General features: G+C 70.9%; 19 protein-coding genes and 1 riboswitch. Of the genes, 8 read left to right on the top strand and 11 right to left on the bottom strand.

Annotated elements, in window-relative coordinates:
• Nucleotides 1–9 precede the first annotated feature (9 nt).
• Genes OHA37_RS20985 through OHA37_RS20975 form a run of 3 tightly spaced genes read left to right on the top strand, consistent with a single transcriptional unit; the run spans nt 10 to nt 2,829 of the window.
• Nucleotides 10–867, top strand: coding sequence for a Rossmann-like domain-containing protein (locus OHA37_RS20985; protein WP_266907437.1), 858 nt, complete (start codon nt 10–12; stop codon nt 865–867).
• Nucleotides 867–1,904, top strand: coding sequence for a GHMP family kinase ATP-binding protein (locus OHA37_RS20980; RefSeq protein ID WP_266912955.1), 1,038 nt, complete (start codon nt 867–869; stop codon nt 1,902–1,904). The genes OHA37_RS20985 and OHA37_RS20980 overlap by 1 nt, the downstream gene beginning before the upstream one ends.
• The gene (locus OHA37_RS20975) at nt 1,825–2,829 is read left to right on the top strand and encodes a pyridoxal-phosphate dependent enzyme (RefSeq protein ID WP_266907435.1); all 1,005 of its coding nucleotides are present in this window, start codon (nt 1,825–1,827) and stop codon (nt 2,827–2,829) included. Before OHA37_RS20980 ends, OHA37_RS20975 begins: the two co-directional genes overlap by 80 nt.
• 27 nt (nt 2,830–2,856) lie before the next feature.
• Here OHA37_RS20975 and OHA37_RS20970 read toward each other — a convergent pair whose 3' ends face one another.
• On the bottom strand, nt 2,857–4,044 hold the full coding sequence (locus OHA37_RS20970; RefSeq protein ID WP_266912953.1) for a S8 family peptidase: 1,188 nt from the start codon (nt 4,042–4,044) through the stop codon (nt 2,857–2,859).
• 399 nt (nt 4,045–4,443) lie between these two features.
• Between OHA37_RS20970 and OHA37_RS20965 the strand changes: the two genes are divergently transcribed.
• Entirely contained in the window at nt 4,444–4,800 is a 357-nt protein-coding gene (locus tag OHA37_RS20965) for a protease inhibitor I9 family protein (protein ID WP_266907433.1), read from the top strand.
• Nucleotides 4,801–4,920: 120 nt separating this feature from the next.
• Nucleotides 4,921–5,349: a nuclear transport factor 2 family protein gene (locus OHA37_RS20960; protein WP_266907431.1), complete on the top strand. Its 429-nt coding sequence runs from the start codon at nt 4,921–4,923 to the stop codon at nt 5,347–5,349.
• A gap of 18 nt (nt 5,350–5,367) precedes the next feature.
• On the opposite strand, the gene OHA37_RS20955 is transcribed toward OHA37_RS20960, so the two are convergent.
• The 4 genes from OHA37_RS20955 to OHA37_RS20940 all read right to left on the bottom strand — a co-directional run bounded on the left by OHA37_RS20955 (nt 5,368) and on the right by OHA37_RS20940 (nt 9,453).
• Nucleotides 5,368–5,970 (bottom strand): Uma2 family endonuclease, encoded by a 603-nt coding sequence (locus tag OHA37_RS20955; protein WP_266907429.1) that lies wholly within the window; start codon nt 5,968–5,970, stop codon nt 5,368–5,370.
• A gap of 127 nt (nt 5,971–6,097) precedes the next feature.
• Complete coding sequence (locus OHA37_RS20950; RefSeq protein ID WP_266907427.1) at nt 6,098–7,558, bottom strand: alanine/glycine:cation symporter family protein; 1,461 nt, start codon at nt 7,556–7,558, stop codon at nt 6,098–6,100.
• Between the two features lie 119 nt (nt 7,559–7,677).
• Nucleotides 7,678–8,541 (bottom strand): haloalkane dehalogenase, encoded by an 864-nt coding sequence (locus OHA37_RS20945; protein WP_266907425.1) that lies wholly within the window; start codon nt 8,539–8,541, stop codon nt 7,678–7,680.
• Nucleotides 8,542–8,631: 90 nt separating this feature from the next.
• Nucleotides 8,632–9,453, bottom strand: coding sequence for an SDR family oxidoreductase (locus OHA37_RS20940; protein ID WP_266907423.1), 822 nt, complete (start codon nt 9,451–9,453; stop codon nt 8,632–8,634).
• 92 nt (nt 9,454–9,545) lie between these two features.
• On the opposite strand from OHA37_RS20940, the gene OHA37_RS20935 reads away from it, so the two are divergent.
• Complete coding sequence (locus OHA37_RS20935; RefSeq protein WP_266907421.1) at nt 9,546–10,121, top strand: TetR/AcrR family transcriptional regulator; 576 nt, start codon at nt 9,546–9,548, stop codon at nt 10,119–10,121.
• 26 nt (nt 10,122–10,147) lie between these two features.
• Here the strand turns inward: OHA37_RS20935 and OHA37_RS20930 are convergent, their stop codons facing one another.
• Both OHA37_RS20930 and OHA37_RS20925 read right to left on the bottom strand, forming a co-directional pair.
• Nucleotides 10,148–10,780 (bottom strand): hypothetical protein, encoded by a 633-nt coding sequence (locus OHA37_RS20930; RefSeq protein WP_266907419.1) that lies wholly within the window; start codon nt 10,778–10,780, stop codon nt 10,148–10,150.
• A gap of 231 nt (nt 10,781–11,011) precedes the next feature.
• Nucleotides 11,012–11,629 carry a phosphoribosylanthranilate isomerase gene (locus OHA37_RS20925; protein ID WP_266907417.1) on the bottom strand — a complete coding sequence of 206 codons (618 nt, stop codon included), beginning with the start codon at nt 11,627–11,629 and terminating at the stop codon, nt 11,012–11,014.
• 123 nt (nt 11,630–11,752) lie between these two features.
• On the opposite strand from OHA37_RS20925, the gene OHA37_RS20920 reads away from it, so the two are divergent.
• Nucleotides 11,753–12,343: a Uma2 family endonuclease gene (locus tag OHA37_RS20920; RefSeq protein ID WP_266907415.1), complete on the top strand. Its 591-nt coding sequence runs from the start codon at nt 11,753–11,755 to the stop codon at nt 12,341–12,343.
• Nucleotides 12,344–12,445: 102 nt separating this feature from the next.
• Here OHA37_RS20920 and groL read toward each other — a convergent pair whose 3' ends face one another.
• The 4 genes from groL to thrC form a co-directional block, all read right to left on the bottom strand.
• Complete coding sequence (gene groL, locus OHA37_RS20915) at nt 12,446–14,068, bottom strand: chaperonin GroEL (protein ID WP_266907413.1); 1,623 nt, start codon at nt 14,066–14,068, stop codon at nt 12,446–12,448.
• A 368-nt stretch (nt 14,069–14,436) separates the two neighbouring features.
• Nucleotides 14,437–14,643, bottom strand: a complete 207-nt coding sequence (locus OHA37_RS20910; protein ID WP_008743607.1) for a cold-shock protein — start codon at nt 14,641–14,643, stop codon at nt 14,437–14,439.
• Between the two features lie 405 nt (nt 14,644–15,048).
• Complete coding sequence (locus OHA37_RS20905; RefSeq protein WP_266907411.1) at nt 15,049–15,327, bottom strand: MoaD/ThiS family protein; 279 nt, start codon at nt 15,325–15,327, stop codon at nt 15,049–15,051.
• Nucleotides 15,328–15,362: 35 nt separating this feature from the next.
• Nucleotides 15,363–16,670, bottom strand: coding sequence for a threonine synthase (thrC, locus tag OHA37_RS20900; RefSeq protein WP_266907410.1), 1,308 nt, complete (start codon nt 16,668–16,670; stop codon nt 15,363–15,365).
• A gap of 17 nt (nt 16,671–16,687) precedes the next feature.
• Nucleotides 16,688–16,846: riboswitch (SAM riboswitch) on the bottom strand.
• 198 nt (nt 16,847–17,044) lie between these two features.
• On the opposite strand from thrC, the gene OHA37_RS20895 reads away from it, so the two are divergent.
• Entirely contained in the window at nt 17,045–18,031 is a 987-nt protein-coding gene (locus tag OHA37_RS20895) for a glucosyl-3-phosphoglycerate synthase (protein WP_266912951.1), read from the top strand.
• Nucleotides 18,032–18,052 lie beyond the last annotated feature (21 nt).

The following is an 18,052-nucleotide window of genomic DNA, read 5'->3' as shown; positions in this document are numbered from 1 at the left end:
AGGAACCCCATGACCCCGACCACCCCGACCACCACGGCCACCACCCCCGCGACCTCCGTCGACGCGCTCATCGAAGCCGTCCTGGCCGGCGAGCACGGCCCGCTGCCCTCCTCCCTCGTCGCGACCAGCGTGTTCTGGATCCACCACGGCACCCGCCTGGCCGGCGGCGACACCACCTACCTCAACCAGTACGTCCTGGTCCGCCTCGGCGGCTCCTTCGGCGGCTGCGCCTTCGAGGCCGGCGAGATCGACCCGTCGGTCTGCCGCGACTCCTCCGGCACCCCGCTCGACGTCCTCCTGCGCGAGGCCCCGCGCCCGCTGCGGATCGCCGCCCTCGACGCCTACCTCTCCGAGACCCGCCCCCACCGCGTGGCGGCCGAGCAGGGCGCCGCCGAGCCCGTCACCCTCCCCACTGGCACCCCCGAACTCCGCGCCAGGGCCCGCGACACGGCCATCGCCGGGCTGCTGGACATCGAGGAGGGCGCCGAGGTCGGACTCATCGGCGTCGTCAACCCGCTGGTGGCGGCGATCCGCGAGCGCGGCGGCCGGCCGCTGCCGTGCGACCTCAACCTCAAGGCCACCCAGTGGGGCGACCCGGTCACCGACGACATGCACGAGGTGCTGGAGCGCGCGCAGGCCGTCGTGGCCACCGGAATGACCCTGAGCAACGGCACCTTCGACACCATCCTGGAGCGCTGCCGCTCCCGGGGCATCCCGCTGGTCGTCTACGCGCAGACCGGCAGCGCCGTGGCCCGCGCCTTCCTCGGCTCCGGGGTGACCGCCCTGTCCGCGGAACCGTTCCCCTTCTCCCAGTTCAGCGCCGAGGAGACGGTCCTGTACCGCTACCGGACGGCGGGCGGCGCGTGATGCCCCGCGCCGCCGCAGCCGCCGCCACCGGCACCGGGCGGGCCCCCTGCCACCACGGCGAGATCCTCCAGGGCGTCTTCCTCGACGACACCGGGCGCCGGTGCGCCGGACTGGTCACCCTTCCCATGGCGGGGCCCGGCAGCAGCGCCGCGTTCGTCCGCCGTCCCGGCGCGGAGCCCGGGGCACTCACCGTCGCACCCGCCGACCGTACGAAGGCGGCGCGGGCCGCGGCCCTCGCGGTCGCCGAGTGCGCGCGGCGCACCGGTCAGCCGCCCTGCGGCGGGGAGTTGCGGCTCACCGGCGAGATACCGGTGGGCCTGGGCATGGGCAGCTCCAGCAGCGACGTGATCGCGGCCGTGCGTGCGGTCGCGGACTCGTACGGGCTGCGCCTGGACCCCCCGACGGTCGCCGGGCTGGCCGTACGGGCCGAACTGGCCTCCGATCCGCTGATGCTGGGCGGCCGCCCGGTGCTGTTCGCCCAGCGGGAGGGCCGGGTCCTGGAGGTCCTCGGCCCGGCCCTGCCGCCGCTGGTCGTGGTGGGCTGCGCCCTCGGCGGGGGCAAGCCCGTCGACACCCTGTCCCTGCCGGTGGCCGACGTAGACGACGGCGACGTACGGGCCTACGAGCGGCTACGCGCGCTGCTGCGCCGGGCCGTGGCTACGGGCAGCGCGGAGCTGCTCGGCGCGGTCGCCACCGCCAGCGCACGGCGCGGCCAACGGGTCCTCGGCCACCCGGAGTTCGGCGCGCTGACCGCCATCGCCCACCGGGCCGGGGCGGTCGGCGTGCAGATCGCGCACAGCGGTGCGGTGGCGGGCGTGCTCTTCGATCCGGCCGCCCCCGGGCTGCGCCGCCGCGTCCGCGGCTGCCTGCAGGCCCTGGACGCCCACGGCATCCCCGCCACCCGGACCTTCACGACCGGCGCCACCACCCCCACCACCCCCAAGGAGACCCCTCACCATGGACCAGCACATCGCGGAGTCGATCGGCCGGCCGGACCTGATACGCCTCGACGACCGGCTCGTCTGCCTGCGCTTTGAAACGATGAAGGTGGTCTCCGCCCTCGCGGCGGTGCGCCACCTGCTCGACACCGGAGTCGTGCGCCGCGGGGACACCCTGCTGGACAGCTCCAGCGGCATCTACGCGTACGCCCTGGCCCTGAGCTGCCACCGGTACGGCCTGCGCTGCCACATCGTCGGCTCGGCCACCGTGGACCACACGCTGCGGACCCAACTGGCCGTCCTCGGGGCGACGCTGGAGCAGATGGAGCCGTGCAGCGACCTGAAGCTCGACCAGAAGCGGCGCGTCGAGCGCATCCAGGAGATCCTCGCCGCGCACCCCGGGTACCACTGGATGCGCCAGTACCACGACGACGTCCACTACCTCGGCTACCGCGCGATCGCCGACCGGATCCGCGAGGCCACCGGCACGGCGGACGGGCTCACCGTCGTCGGCGGAGTGGGCTCGGGCGCCTCCACCGGCGCCCTCGCCCGCTACCTCCGCGAGGGTGCCCCGGGCCCGGCCGACGTCGAACTCGTCGGCGTCCAGCCGTACGGCAGCGTCACCTTCGGCTCCGAACACGTCACCGACCCCGAGATGATCATCGCCGGGATCGGCAGCTCCATCCCCTTCGGGAACGTCTCCCACGCGCTCTACGACACCCTGCACTGGGTCTCCTTCGACGCGGCCCTCGCCGGCAGCGTCGACCTGCTGCGCCGGCACGCGGTCTTCGCCGGCCTGTCCACCGGCGCCGGCTACCTCGCCGCCCGCCACGAGCGCGCGCGCTCACCCCACCGCACGGTCCTCTTCATCGCCCCCGACACCGGCCACCGCTACGTCGACACCGTCTATGCGAGACACCGCGAGGCCGCCCCGATCGCGGACCTCGCCCCGCGCGAGGTGACGGACCGGAGCGAGCTGGCTCTGCCGTGGTCGCGGATGCGGTGGGGCCGCGCCGCTGCGTGAGCGGCACGGCCCTCGCGCCCGCGGTGGTCAGAGACCGTTGGTGAACAGCAGGGAGTTCGGGGAGGACTTGCTGATGCTCTTCAGAACGTCCTTCGTGGCCTCGTCCCCCAGGTACTCGACGATGGCTTCCGGCGTGGCGCCCGGGTTTGCCGCCTTGTAGAGGACGGCCACGCCCGTGACGTGCGGCGCTGCCATGGACGTGCCGTTCTCGGCCACGCTGCCGCCGCCAAGCTTGGCGGAGACGACCGCTTCTCCGGGCGCATACAGGCTCACGCACTCGCCGAAGTTGGAGAAGCTGGTCTCCTCGTCCCACTGGTTGCTGGCGGCTACTGTGAGCACCTTCCCCGCCGACGCGGGGGAGACCAGGCAGGCGTCCTTCGAGGAGTTGCCCGCCGCGATGACCGGCAGGACGCCCGCGTCCGTCACGGCGTTCGCCGCATCGTTCACGGCCTGGGACTTGTCTCCGCCCAGGGAGCCGTTGAGGACCGCGGGCTGCTTCGCGTTCTTGGCCACCCAGTCCAGGCCCGCGATGATCCCGGAAGTGTCGCCCTCGCCCTTGCAGTCGAGGACGCGGACACTGACCAGGTTGGCTTTGCGCGCCACCCCGTACGTCTTGCCGGCGACGGTGCCCGCGACGTGCGTGCCGTGGCCGTTGCAGTCCAGGCCGTCGCGGCCGTCCTTGATCGCGTCGAAGCCGAAGGTGGCACGGCCGCCGAACTCGTCGTGCGCGTACTCGATGCCCGTGTCGAGGATGTATGCGTTCACCCCCGCGCCGTTGCCCTCAGCGGTGAAGGTGTTGTCGAGCGGCAGGAGCTTCTGGTCGATCCGGTCCAAGCCCCAGGAGGCGGACGGCCCGCGCAGCGCGGTGGCCGTCGACGGCACGCTCGACGGCGCCGAGACCTTCGCGTCCGCCTCCACCGACTTCACGCCCAGGGCGACGCGCGCGATCTCCAGCTGGAGCTTGGTCATGGGGACGGCGAAGCCGCTCATGGCCTTGGTGTAGAGGAACTTCGGCTTGAGGCCCAGCCGCTCCGCCACCTTCGCCGGGTCGTAGCCCGGCTCCAGGGTCACGATGTACTGGCCGGGGATGGCGTTGGCCGAGATGGTCAGCGGCACCGGGGTGGGCTCGGGTGCGACGTCGGCGGACGCGGAAGCGGCGGCCACCGGGGTGATGGCGAGCAGGGCGGCGGTGGCGGCGCGGGCGAGCAGGCGCATGGACATCGAGGGAACTCCCGAGGGGTGGAGGGCGGCATGCGGAAGCCGCCTCCGTCCGACGGGAACGCCTCACGGAGTGCGGCCCTCCCCTTCTTCGGCGGGCCGGCCGCACGCCTTGACCGGGCCGAACCGCCCGTCCGGCCGCGCACCGGGCCGACCCGGGCTGATTCTCGTACCGACTGAAGAAAGGATTCCGCCCCCGCGGTTCCCGGCCCCTGCCGACCTGCGCGAACGCCGCGCACCCGTGGGGCGCCGGTCGGCAGGTTCACCCGTACGGAAGGCACCGCACGCTCATCCGGCGGGGGCGCATTCACGGTTCCCGCGGTTCGCCCCCGCCCGCGACCGCCGCGCCGCCGCAGGTCGTTGACCGGACCGGCCGTACGTGGTGGCCTCGCCGTCATGCGCACTCGTACGAGCCGGACCCTGTCGATCCCCGCCGTCGCCGCCGTCGCCCTCGCCGCCGCCCTCGCCCTGCCCGCCCCGCCCGCCCACGCCACGGCCCCCGGACCAGCCGCGCCCTCATCCCGTACGGCCCCGGCCGAGTGGCCGGCGTACATCGTCACCGTGCACCGCGGCCTCGACCCGGCCGCCGTCGCGGACGCCTACGGGATCACCCCGGTCCACGTGTACCGCCACGCCCTGAACGGCTTCAGCGCCCGCCTCTCCCCCGACCAGGTCGAGTCCCTGCGCTCGACGGCGGTCGTGACCTCGGTCGAACCGGACGGCCCGGTCACCGTCTCCGGCCCGGCGGTCTGAGGCCCGTCGGCCCGCGGGTGAGATCCCCCTCCTGAACCGTGGAGTCCGCACCTATCGTCGATCGTGCGCAGGACGAGAACCGCACTCGATCACGGATGAGAAGGAACGGATCCGCACAGCATGAGCGACAAGAGCATCAAGGTCGACGCGATCACCAAGTTCTTCACCGCCTATGCGGCCTACGACCTCGACGGCATGCGGGAGGTGCTCGCGGAGGGGATCGAGTGGACCATCCCGGGCCACCACCCGCTGTCGGGCACCAAGCGGGGCGTCGAGGAGGTCGCGGCCTTCTTCACCCAGCTCGGCAAGGCCGGATTCCAGGCCGACCCGCTGTTCCTGGAGGCCAACGAGGAGTACGTGGTCGACGTCCACCGCGGCTGGACCACCGGCGGCGTAGGCAAGGTCGACACGCTGTGGGCGCTGGTCTGGCACTTCGACGCCGACGGCAAGGTCGACCGGGTCACCAACCTCTCCGGCGACCAGCACCAGATGGACTCCTACGTCTGGGCCAACTACGACCTGGCCCCGATACCGGACCGCCTCGCCTGACCGTCACGAACCACCGGGTCAGTGCGGGAAGCTCCCCGTGTCGAGCGTCAGGGCGAAGGGCTCGGGGAGCCGCAACCCGTCGCCGAAGGCGACCCGGACGGCGTGCTTGTAGGCGCCGTTCTCCGGTTCGGTGAACAGCGTGGCCGTGGGTCCGTGCTCGTCGAACCGGTCGATCAGGACGTACACCGGGACGGGGGCGTGAGCGTAGGCCCAGAGCTTCCTCTTCCGGTCGACATCGGCGTTGCTCTTGGAGGTGATCTCCACGACGAGCAGCGCCTCGGCCGCGTCCACCGGGTCGGAGACCTCGGCTTCCACACCCCTGACCAGGACGGACGGGACCACCACCAGGTCCGGCACGTAGAGTTTGTCCAGTGGGGCGATGTGGATGCCGAGCGTCTGGTAGACGCCCCACTCGGGCGGCAGGACCCCGTACAGGGTGCGCTGCACACTCTCTGCGATTGCGTTGTGGTGGCGGTGGTGCGGCGGCACCAAGGCGATCTGTCCTCCGTCGATCTCGGCGCGCCAGCCCTCCGGCACGTCCAGGTCACGCCAGCTCTGCAGCAGGTACTCCCACGTGCGGCCGTCGGCGTTCCGGTCGGGTTCGACCATGGCTGCGGTCATCGCGGGTCTCCTCTCCTGTGGCATATGCCAGCGAGCGTAGACAGACGGTTTCACGGCGTGCGGCCGTTTCGTTCAGCGTCCCACGATCGGGTGGCGCACGCAGCAACCCCCGCACACCACCAGCCCGCTACACCCGTTCCGGCGCCTGCGCCGACGGGACCGTCGTGCGGATCGGGTCCCAGCACTGGATCCCCTTCAGGTCCGGCATGCGGTCGCGGGTGAAGACCGGTTCCAGGCCCGCGCGGCGCTGGGCGAGGTAGTCGTCCAGGAGGCGGAAGGCGATGGCCGACAGCGGGATGATCGCGGCGAGGTTGATCAGGGCCATGAGGCCCATGAACACGTCCGCCAGGTTCCAGACGATCGACACCGAACCGAGCGAGCCCAGGACGACCGCCGACAGGACCAGCGCCCGGTAGCCGGGCAGGACCCACCGCTTGCGGGTGATGAACTGGATGTTGGTCTCGCCGTAGTAGTAGTTACCGATCATGCTGCTGAAGGCGAGCATGAAGACCACCACGGTGAGCAGATGGCCGGCCCACCCGCCCAGCGTCTCGCTCAGCGCCGTCTGCGTCAGGTCCGCGCCCTGGCGGCCCGACAGCTCCGGGTTGGTGACCAGGACGATGAAGGCCGTCATCGTGCAGACGAGGAGGGTGTCGAAGAAGACGCCCAGGGACTGTACGAGGCCCTGCTTGACCGGGTGCGAGACCTCGGCGGCGGCGCCCGCGTTCGGGGCCGAGCCCAGGCCCGCCTCGTTGGAGAACATGCCGCGCCGGATGCCCTGCTGGATGGCCGCGCCGATACCGCCGGCCGCCAGCTCGCGGAAGCCGAAGGCGCCGCCGACGATGTCGGCGATGACCCGGGGGAACTCGGTGATGTTGAGGAGGACCACCGCCGCGCCGAGGAGGAGGTACACGATCGCCATCACCGGCACCAGGACCGTGGTGATGGACGAGATCCGCCTGACCCCGCCGAAGACGGCCAGGCCCAGCAGGGCGGCCAGCAGCACGCCGAGCGAGGGGCCGAACCAGTTCGATCCGTCCGTGTCGGCGAGGGAGCCCGAAGCCACGGCGGTGATGGTGTTGGCCTGTACGGCGTTGAAGACGAAGCCGAAGGTGACGGTGATCGTCACCGCGAAGAGCACCCCGAGCCAGCGTTTACCCAGCGCCCGCTGCATGTAGTAGGCCGGGCCGCCACGGTAGGCGCCGCCGGCGTTGCGCACCTTGTAGAGCTGGGCGAGGGCCGATTCCACGAAGGCGGAGGCCGCGCCGATCAGCGCCATCATCCACATCCAGAAGACTGCGCCCGCGCCGCCCAGGGTGATGGCGGCGGCGACACCGGCGATGTTGCCGGTACCGACGCGCGCGGCGGCCGAGATCGTGAAGGCGCCGAAGGACGAGACCTGCTTGCGGCCGTCGGCGCGCGGCGGGGTCTTCTCCTTCACCACCCGGAACATCTCGGGAAGCAGGCGCAGCTGCACACCCCGGGAGCGGACCGTGAAGTACAGGCCCGCACCGACCACCAGCGGAATCAGCAGGTAGGTCCAGAGGTGATCGTTGACGTTGACGATCACCGAATCCAGAGTGTCCATGTTTCGAAGTCTCCCCGGGGCGGAAGGCCCACCGACAGGGACCTACGTCCGTCGCCGGAGGGTCCGAAGGCCCGTTCCGCCCGCCCTTCGCCCCACCCTCGCCGATCGGGGCAACCGGCTCACCCCCACAGTCCGTGCCGACCCGCCCAGTCCCGTACCGCCGCCGCGACCAGCAGCGGGTGGTCCTCGGGGGTGTGGTGGCCGGCGGGCACGTCGTCGTGCCGGGCGAGTTCGAGACCCGCGATGTTCGCCACGCACCAGTCGACGGTCTCCTGTCCCGTCATCGCCCCGGGCCCCGGGGCGAAGGTCAGCAGCAGCTTGGGCACGTCCGGGCTCGCCGCGAGCCACTCGTCGTACGCCGCCACGCGGGCCACCACCTCGGCCGGCTCCCCGCCCAGCGGCATCGACCGGGCCCACTGGAGTATCGGGCGCCGGCTCTCCCTCGTCGGGTACGGGGCCCGGTACACCTCCAGGGCGCCGGGGCCGAAGGTTCCGGGCAGCGTGTCCTCGATGAAGGCGTTCTCGTCGAGGATCATCGCCTCCCCCACCCCGGGCGTCTTGATCGCCCGGAACAGCTCGCGGCCGCCCTCGGGGAACTCCTCCCAGCTCATCGGCTTGACGATGGTTTCGGTGAACGCGATCCCGCGCACCCGCCCCGGATGCCGGGCGGCCCGGTCGAAGGCGAGCGCGCCTCCCCAGTCGTGCCCGACGAGCACGGCCCGCTCCAGCCCGAGCGCGTCGAACCAGGCGTCGAGGTAGCGGGCGTGATCGGCGAAGGTGTAGGCGAGGTCGGGCTTGCCCGAGTCCCCCATCCCGATCAGGTCAGGCGCGAGGAGCCGGGCCGGGCCGCCGACGGCGGGGATCACCTCCCGCCAGAGGTGGGAGGAGGTGGGGTTCCCGTGCAGGAAGACCACCGGCACACCGGTGCGCGTACCGGCCTCCCGGTAGTGGATCGTCGAGTCGAGTACGGGCTGTACGGGCATGGGTGCTGCTCCTCCGGGGAGAGACGGGAAGGGATGCCGGGCCGGTCCGGCTTCGCCGGCGGAAGACCGCCGCCGAGCGGTCCGGCCCGGTCAGCGAAAGGCCGCCGCCGAGCGGTCCGCCCAGGCGGCGAAGGGGCGCGGGGCCCGGCCGAGGATCCGCTCGACGGCCGGGCTGACGGCCCGTTCGGCGGCGACCGGCGCGCCCAGGATCGCCAGGGTGCCCTCCACCGCCGGCTCGGGCATGAAGGTCAGCATCTGCGCGCGGGCCTCCTCGGGGCTCTGCTCCACGAACCGCACCGGTTCGCCGATCGCCCCCGCGATCGCCTCGGCCCGCTCGCGCGGGGTGACCGGGGCCGGGCCGGTGAGGTCGTACGTGTTCCCCGCGTGCCCGGAGCCCCGCAGTACGGCGGCGGCGACCTCGGCCACGTCCGCCGGGTCGACCGTCGGCAGCCCGACGTCCCCGAAGGGCGCCGCGGCCGTGCGGTGCGTACGGATCGAGTCGGCCCAGGCGAAGGCGTTGGAGTCGAGCCCGCCCGAGCGCAGGACCGTCCACTCCAGCCCAGACCGGCGGACCGCCTCTTCGAAGGCGGCCGGGTGCCCGTACTGCTCGGGCCGGGTCCCGACCCCCTGCGAGGACAGCAGTACGACCCTGCGTACGCCGGCCTCCGCGGCCGTTGCGAGGACCGCCCGCGGGTCCTCGCCGGCGACGAGCAGGAACAGGGCCCCGGCCCCGGCGAGGGCCGGCCGCAGGCTCTGCGGATCGGCGAGATCGGCCCGGTGGTGGCGGACCCCGTCGGGCAGGGCATGCTCCGGCGCCCGGCGGGAGACGGCCGTGACGCGCTCCCCCGCCGCCGCGAGGATCCGTACCAGCTCGCTGCCGACGTTTCCGGTCGCACCCGTGATGACGATCATGAAAGGCTCCCACCCATGAAGTGAGTTAGCTGACTGACTAACTCCTGGGACGACCATAGCCTCCCGGGTGGCACCCGTCTACACTTAGTCAGGTGACTTACTCAGGTACGAAACGTGGCGGCAAGCGCGAACGCCTCGCCGCGGCCGCGGCCCAGGTCCTGCACGAACAGGGCATGGAGAAGACGACGATCGCCGACATCGCGCGCGCGGCCGACGTCCCCCTCGGCAACGTCTACTACTACTTCAAGACCAAGGACCAGCTGGTCGAAGCGGCCATCGACGCCCACGCGCAGCACCTGGCCGGGCTGATCGCCGTTCTGGACGCGCTCCCCACCCCGCAGGACCGGCTGAAGGCCCTCCTCGCCGGCTGGGTCGACCAGCGTGAGCTCACCGCCCGCTACGGCTGCCCCACCGGCTCGCTCGCCTCCGAGCTCGACAAGCGCGACGACGGCCTCGACCAGACCCTCGCCACCGTCATGCGGGTGCTGCTCGACTGGGCCGAGCAGCAGTTCCTCGCCTTGGGCCGGGCCACCGACGCGCGCGAGCTCGCGGTCGCCCTGATCGCCTCGTACCAGGGCATCTCCCTGCTCACGAACACCTTCCGCGACCCGGAGATGATGGCCTCGGAAGGGCGTCGCCTGGAGCGCTGGATCGACTCGCTGGCCTAGCCGGACTACGACCAGCCGTACGACGACTACGGAGCCGGGACCACCGTGATGGCGGTGTCCACCGTGTACGGGAAGGTGCCCGCGGGCAGGCAGCTCTCCTCGCGGTCCGTTCCGATGCCGTCGCAGTGCTCGGCACTGAGGGTGAACAGGACGGTGTGCGTGTGAGGGCCGAGGTCCAGCGCCTTGAGCGGCGGCGAGACGGCGACCGAGAACGGAAGGCCGTCGGGGCCGACGAAGCCGGTCCGCAGGACCTGCTTCTTCTTGAACGTGTGGCGCTTCTCCTGCGGCGTGCCGATGTCGGTGACGTAGGTGGCGCTGTCGAACTTGGAGTTGAAGTCGTCGATCGGGTTGGTCTCGGACGGCGTGTACCCGGCCGGGTACACGGCCACCGCGGCGCTGGGCGCCGTGGTCCAGCCCGGCGCGACCCTGACCCACTTCTCCTTGGCGTAGATCTCACGGCAGGTGGGCGGGCCCACGATCCGCTCCTTCACGCCGTAGAAGTCGTTGAGGTCGGTCCCGTTGCTGTCGAAGCAGTGCGGGACCGGGAGCTTGGGCTTCGGCAGGGGCGCGGCCGTGGCGGGCGCGCTCATCGCGGTGGCCGTGAGTGCGGCCGTGAGCAGGGACGGGACGACCGCGGCGAGGAAACGGGCTCGTTTCACCGGGTACCACCTTTCGCTGGGGGCGACTGACCGTCGGACAGCCGACCATCCCCGGCGCCCGGATCCCCGCCGACACCGGCCGCGAACGGCCGGACGGCGCAGCGGATCCACACGCCCGGCCCCCGGCCCGGGCGTGGCGCCGATGGCTCCCGGGCGGCGGGGCGGAGTCCCCCACCCGCCCTCTCACCGGACCCCCTGGGGCGCAGCCCGGCAAGGTCAGGCCCCACGGGGTCAGGCCCCGCAGGGCCTCGCTTCGCGGGCCGCCGTGATGAAGGCGCGGATCAGATCCGGGGACTTGACGCCGCGCTCGCTCTCCACGCCGCTCGACACGTCCACGCCCCACGCGCCGGTGGCCGTGAGGGCCTCACCCACGTTGGCCGGTGTCAGCCCGCCCGCCAGCAGCCAGCGGCCCGCCGGCGCGGTGAAGTCCGCCGAGCCCCAGTTCCACGGCTTGCCGGAGCCGGGGTCCGGGGCGTCGAGGAGCAGCAGGTCCTCGCCGTACTCCCCGCAGCGCTCCACGTGCTGCGCCGTGGCCCGCAGCAGGGTGCGGCCCTCCGCGCGCAGCGCCGCGAAGTCCTCCGGGCCCTCCTCGCCGTGCAGCTGCACGCCCCGTACGCCGCTCTCCTCGGCGAAGCGCCGCACCTCCGCGACGGACTGCCCCCGGAACACCCCCACGGTGAGCACCCCGTCCGGCACGTGTGCGGCGAGCTCCCGTGCCGTCACGGCGTCGACCGTACGCGGACTGCCGGGCGCGAAGACGAAGCCGACGGCATCGGCCCCGGCGGCCACGGCGACCTCGACGTCGTGCGCGGTCTTGAGCCCGCAGATCTTGACGAACACATCAGTCATGTCTGCAGTCAACCAAAGGTCGGGGGGCTGGGGCGGTCCGTCCCATAGGCCGGGCACGGCGGTCCGCCCGCCGCTAGCCTGGGACGAGGCACACATTCAGGGGCACAGCACGCCATCCGGAGGATGACGGTGACGATCATGACCGAGCGGGCCACACCCATAGAGGCGCTGTCGGTGCTGCCGACATTCGAGGAGCTCCTGCAGACGGTTGCGGAGATGAACACGCCAGACGGCTTCAAGGCCGAGCTCATCCGGGGGAAGATCGTCGTGTCGCCGTTTTCCAAGCTGCGCTACTACCGGCCCATGCGAGCACTCCGGAAGCAGATCGAGGCCCACGCCCCTGAAGGACACGGCGCGGACACCGCACCCTTCCTCTTCCGGTTCTCGGCCTCCGAGCGCGCGTACGGGCCAGACCTGTTCGTTGCGGATGAGGCGGCCTTCGACGGGGAGGGCCGACACGCGGACGGTGCGGCTCTGTCCCTAGTAGCCGAGTTCACCTCGGTGTCCACGAGAGACGCCGACTGGAACGAAAAACTGGACGTGTACGGCCTGCTCGTCCCCGTCTACCTGGTCGTCGACATGCAGCACTCGGAGATCACCTGCTTCTGGGACCCCTCCCCTCACGGGTACCGCTCCCGCAAGACGGTCTCGTTCGGCCAGCCCCTGCACGTCCCGGAGCCGTTCGACTTCGACATCGACACCACCGGCTTCTAGGCCGTCGCAAACGCCCGAGGGCGGCACCCCCAGCTGGGGGTGCCGCCCTCGGTACGTGATGCGAACAGCCGATCTACCTTCGGGCCGGAGCCCGGGGGTGGATCAGAAGTCCATGTCGCCGCCCGGCATGCCGCCACCGGCAGCCGCGCCGGCCTTCTCGGGCTTGTCGGCGATGACGGCCTCGGTGGTGAGGAAGAGAGCCGCGATGGACGCCGCGTTCTGCAGGGCAGAGCGGGTGACCTTCGCCGGGTCGATGATGCCGGCCGCGATCATGTCCACGTACTCGCCGGTCGCGGCGTTCAGGCCCCAACCGATCTGCAGGTTGCGGACCTTCTCCACGACGACGCCACCCTCGAGACCACCGTTGACGGCGATCTGCTTGAGCGGGGCCTCCAGCGCGAGCTTGACGGCGTTGGCGCCGGTCGCCTCGTCGCCGGTGAGCTCGAGCTTCTCGAAGACCGAGGAAGCCTGGAGCAGGGCCACGCCGCCACCGGCGACGATGCCCTCTTCGACGGCCGCCTTCGCGTTGCGAACGGCGTCCTCGATGCGGTGCTTGCGCTCCTTGAGCTCGACCTCGGTCGCGGCACCGGCCTTGATGACCGCGACACCGCCGGCGAGCTTCGCCAGGCGCTCCTGCAGCTTCTCGCGGTCGTAGTCCGAGTCGGAGTTCTCGATCTCGGCGCGGATCTGGTTGACGCGACCCTGGACCTGGTCGCTGTCACCGGCACCGTCGACGATGGTGGTCTCGTCCTTGGTGATGACGACCTTGCGGGCGCGGCCGAGCAGGTCGAGACCGGCGTTCTCGAGCTTGAGGCCGACCTCCTCGGAGATGACCGTGCCGCCCGTGAGGATGGCGATGTCGCCGAGCATGGCCTTGCGACGGTCGCCGAAGCCCGGAGCCTTGACGGCGACGGACTTGAAGGTGCCGCGGATCTTGTTGACGACGAGGGTGGAGAGCGCCTCGCCCTCGACGTCCTCGGCGATGATCAGCAGCGGCTTGCCGGACTGCATGACCTTCTCCAGGAGCGGCAGCAGGTCCTTGACCGAGCCGATCTTGGAGTTGACGATCAGGATGTACGGGTCGTCGAGGGACGACTCCATGCGCTCCATGTCGGTGGCGAAGTACGCCGAGATGTAGCCCTTGTCGAAGCGCATGCCCTCGGTGAGCTCGAGCTCCAGGCCGAAGGTCTGCGACTCCTCGACCGTGATGACGCCTTCCTTGCCGACCTTGTCCATGGCCTCGGCGATGAGCTCGCCGATCTGGGTGTCGGCGGCGGAGATGGAGGCCGTCGAAGCGATCTGCTCCTTGGTCTCGACATCCTTGGCCTGCGCCAGCAGGGCGGCGGAGACGGCCTCGACGGCCTTCTCGATACCGCGCTTGAGGGCCATCGGGTTCGCACCGGCGGCCACGTTGCGCAGGCCCTCGCGGACGAGCGCCTGGGCGAGAACGGTGGCGGTGGTCGTACCGTCGCCGGCGACGTCGTCCGTCTTCTTGGCGACTTCCTTGACCAGCTCGGCGCCGATCTTCTCGTACGGGTCCTCGAGCTCGATCTCCTTGGCGATGGAGACACCATCGTTGGTGATCGTGGGGGCGCCCCACTTCTTCTCAAGGACGACGTTGCGACCCTTGGGGCCAAGGGTGACCTTGACGGCGTCGGCGAGCTGGTTCATGCCTCGCTCGAGACCGCGCCGGGCCTCCTCGTTGAACGCAATGATCTTGGCCATCTGAAGTGGTCCTCCCGGACAGCGGTGGAGTGCTCCCGGACCGCGCCCGCGCCCGCGACGGACGGCCTGCGTGCCCGGCGGTTTCTTCCCGCCGGACCCTGCGGGCCTCACTGACCCGGTCCTCGTATAGGTAGCACTCTCACCAGGAGAGTGCTAACGCCAATGATTAGCACTCGACCCCCCCGAGTGCAAGCGGCTTCGGGCAACCCGGGATGAACACCCGGACACCGCAAGGGCTCCGGAGCCGCCACGCACGAGGGGCCCGCATCCCGTGTCCAGGATGTGGGCCCCTCGTACATATGCCGTTGTGCCGTCGTACGCGGCCGCTGTGCGTGGCCCGTACGTGTCGGTGGTCGATCGCGGTCGGACTAGCCGGCGGCGAGCTTGACCATGTCCGCCTGCGGACCCTTCTGGCCCTGCGAGATCTCGAACTCGACCCGCTGACCCTCTTCAAGGGTGCGGTACCCGTCCATCTGGATGGCGCTGTAGTGGACGAACACATCCGCACCACCGTCGACCGCGATGAAGCCGTAGCCCTTCTCCGCGTTGAACCACTTGACGGTGCCCTGAGCCATGCCTAACTCCCCTATTACTGGCCCTTGCGCAGGACCGCACTTCGCGGTCCCGGGTCAGAACTTGCGCCGGAACGCCTCGACCGGGGCTGAATGTATCCGCACCGCTGCTGTCTGCAACAGGTCATTCCAACGAGAATTCTGGACACAGCGAAAGTTTGAAATAGGGTGAAAACCCAGAATATTCCAGGGCAACTCGGGCCGGACAAACCGCGCCAAGGGCCCATAGCGCACTTGCATGTTGACTCAATGTCAACCCTCTCGCGGCCCGCTCATATGCGGCGGGCAAGAACAGCGGAGGGGACTTCCCCAACTCTACCGCGCCCAATCAAGCAGAATTGCCCCCTCCGTTTGGTAACGGAGGGGGCAATTCAGTTTCCGCGAGGTCCTACGGGGTCACGCGAAGGCTCAGCAGCCGCCCGCGACGGCGGGGATGATCGAGATGCCGGCGCCGTCCGGAGTGGACGTCTGCAGCCCGCCCTCGAAGCGCACGTCGTCGTCGTTGACGTAGACGTTCACGAAGCGGCGCAGCTTGCCCTGGTCGTCCAGGACGCGCGCGGCGATGCCGGGGTGGCTCGCCTCCAGGGACTGGATGACCTCTTCGAGGGTCGCGCCCTCGGCGGGGACCTCGGCCTGGCCGCCGGTGTAGGTGCGCAGGATGGTGGGGATGCGGACGTTGACGCTCATGGTGCTACTGCCCTTCCGGTGTACAGGTAAGAAGATCAGGCCAGGTTGGCGGCGCGGAACGCGTCCAGGCTGGGGCGGATGGTGGCGGTCTGGCCACCACCTTCGGCCACCGCCTCCAGGGTCTTGAGGCCGTCACCGGTGTTCAGGATCACGGTGGTCAGCGTGGGGTCGAGCTGCCCGTTCTCGACGAGCTTCTTCGTCACGCCGACGGTCACGCCGCCCGCGGTCTCGGCGAAGATGCCCTCGGTCTGGGCGAGGAGCTTGATGGCCTCGACGACCTGCTCGTCGTTGACGTCCTCGACGAAGCCGCCGGTGCGGCGCGCGATGTCCAGGACGTACGGGCCGTCCGCCGGGTTGCCGATGGCCAGCGACTTGGCGATGGTGTTCGGCTTCTGCGGGCGGACCACCTCGTGACCGGCCTTGAAGGCGGTCGAGACGGGCGAGCAGCCCTCGGCCTGGGCGCCGAAGATCTTGTACGGCTTGTCCTCGACGAGGCCGAGCTTGATCAGCTCCTGGAGACCCTTGTCGATCTTCGTGAGCTGCGAGCCGGACGCGATCGGGATGACGATCTGGTCGGGCAGCTGCCAGCCGAGCTGCTCGCAGATCTCGTACGCCAGGGTCTTGGAGCCCTCGCCGTAGTACGGGCGCAGGTTGACGTTGACGAAGCCCCAGCCCTCGCCCAGCGGGTCGCCGATGAGCTCGGAGCAGAAGCGGTTGACGTCGTCGTAGTTGCCCTCGATGCCGACGAGGTCGCCACCGTAGACACCGGCCATGACGACCTTGCCCTGCTCCAGGTCGTGCGGGATGAACACGCAGGAGCGGAAGCCGGCGCGGGCGGCCGCGGCGCCGACGGCGCCGGCCAGGTTGCCGGTGGAGGAGCAGGAGAGGGTGGTGAAGCCGAAGGCGCGGGCGGCCTCGACGGCGATGGCCACGACGCGGTCCTTGAAGGAGTGCGTCGGGTTGCCGGAGTCGTCCTTGACGTACAGCTTGCCGGTGACGCCGAGCTCCTTGGCCAGGTTGGCCGCGTCCACGAGCTTGGTGAAGCCGGGGTTCAGGCTCGGCTTGGAGGCCACGTCCGCCGGGACGGGCAGCAGCGGCGCGTAGCGCCAGATGTTGTTCGGGCCGGCCTCGATGGCGGCGCGCAGGGCTTCCGGGTCGCCCAGCGGCAGGTCGTAGGCGACTTCGAGCGGGCCGAAGCACTCGGCGCAGGCGAAGATCGGGCCGAGCTCGAAGCCGGTACCGCACTCACGACAGGAAAGGCCGGTGGCGGGACCGAGATCGACAGAGGTGCCAGAAGCGTTTTCAACGGTTTCGGCAGAGGTTGCGACAGACTGTGCAGCCATGATGGCGAGGCCCTTTCTCCTCATCTTCCCCATGGCGCACTTCGCCATGAGACGGAATTGGCACCTTCCCTAGCCGGGGACCTCGCTGGCGGCGCTGGAATGCGCGATCGCGAGAACCGACTGGAGGGTTGCCGGGGCTTCAACGGGCCGTGTCCCTCTGCCCCTCTGGATGAGCGGTATGGCACCGGCACACGCGCTCTGTGGCGCGCCGGTGCGTTTGTACGCGGGGACCCCCGGCATGCGGTGGACCTTCGCGTTGTTCAAGACTGTAACCGAAGGCCCGGGTGGTTGAGACAGCCGTCCGAACCGCGAGATGGATCACATTTCGGTCCAAACCCATGATGAACCCAGTGATGAACCAGGGAGTGCTGAAGGTGCTGGAAGAGGTGGAGCGCTGGCTGGCAGACCGCTCCTGGTCAGCCGCCGACCGACCGCTCGGCCAGCTGCTTTCGGCCAAGCGGGCAGCGGGCACCACGGTCAGCGTGGTGCTGCCGGCGCTGAACGAGGAGGCGACGGTCGGCGCGATCGTCGAGGTGATCCGGCGCGATCTGATCGAGGGCCTGCCGGTTCCGCTGGTGGACGAGCTCGTCGTGATCGACTCCGGCTCCACGGACCGCACGGCGGAGGTCGCGGCCAAGGCCGGGGCCCGGGTGGTGCACCGCGACGAGGTCCTGCCGCGGATCCCGGCGGTGCCCGGCAAGGGCGAGGTCCTGTGGCGCTCGCTGCTGGTCACCACCGGCGACATCGTCTGCTTCGTGGACGCCGACCTGCGCGATTTCTCGGCCGCCTTCGTCTCGGGGATCGTCGGCCCGCTGCTGACCGATCCGGACGTGCGGTTCGTCAAGGCCATGTACGACCGCCCCTTCGGCCAGGAGTCCGGCGACCCGGCCGCCCTGGCCTCCGCCAAGGCCCACGGCCAGGGCGGCCGGGTCACGGAGCTGGTGGCCCGCCCCCTGCTCAACCTCCACTGGCCGCAGCTGGCCGGCTTCGTCCAGCCGCTGGGCGGCGAGTACGCCGTGCGCCGCGAGCTGCTGGAGCGGCTGCCGTTCCCGGTGGGCTACGGGGTGGAGCTGGGCCTGCTGGTGGACGCACTGCACACGGCCGGGCTCGACGCGCTGGCCCAGGTGGACGTGGGCGTACGGCTGCACCGCCACCAGGACGGCCAGGCCCTGGGGCGGATGGCCGCGGCGATCTACCGCACGGCGCAGGTACGGCTCTCGCGGGGGCACCTCGTACGCCCCGAGCTGACGCAGTTCGAGCGGGGCCCGGAGGGGTTCGTACCGCACACCTACGCCGTGGACACCGAGGAGCGGCCGCCGATGCTCGACATCGAGGAGTACGCGCGCCGTCGCGTGGCGTAACGCCCGAATCAACCCCTATCG

It is taken from the genome of Streptomyces sp. NBC_00335, assembly GCF_036127095.1.
Lineage (GTDB): Bacteria > Actinomycetota > Actinomycetes > Streptomycetales > Streptomycetaceae > Streptomyces.
This window is presented reverse-complemented; position numbering and strand designations above follow the sequence as displayed.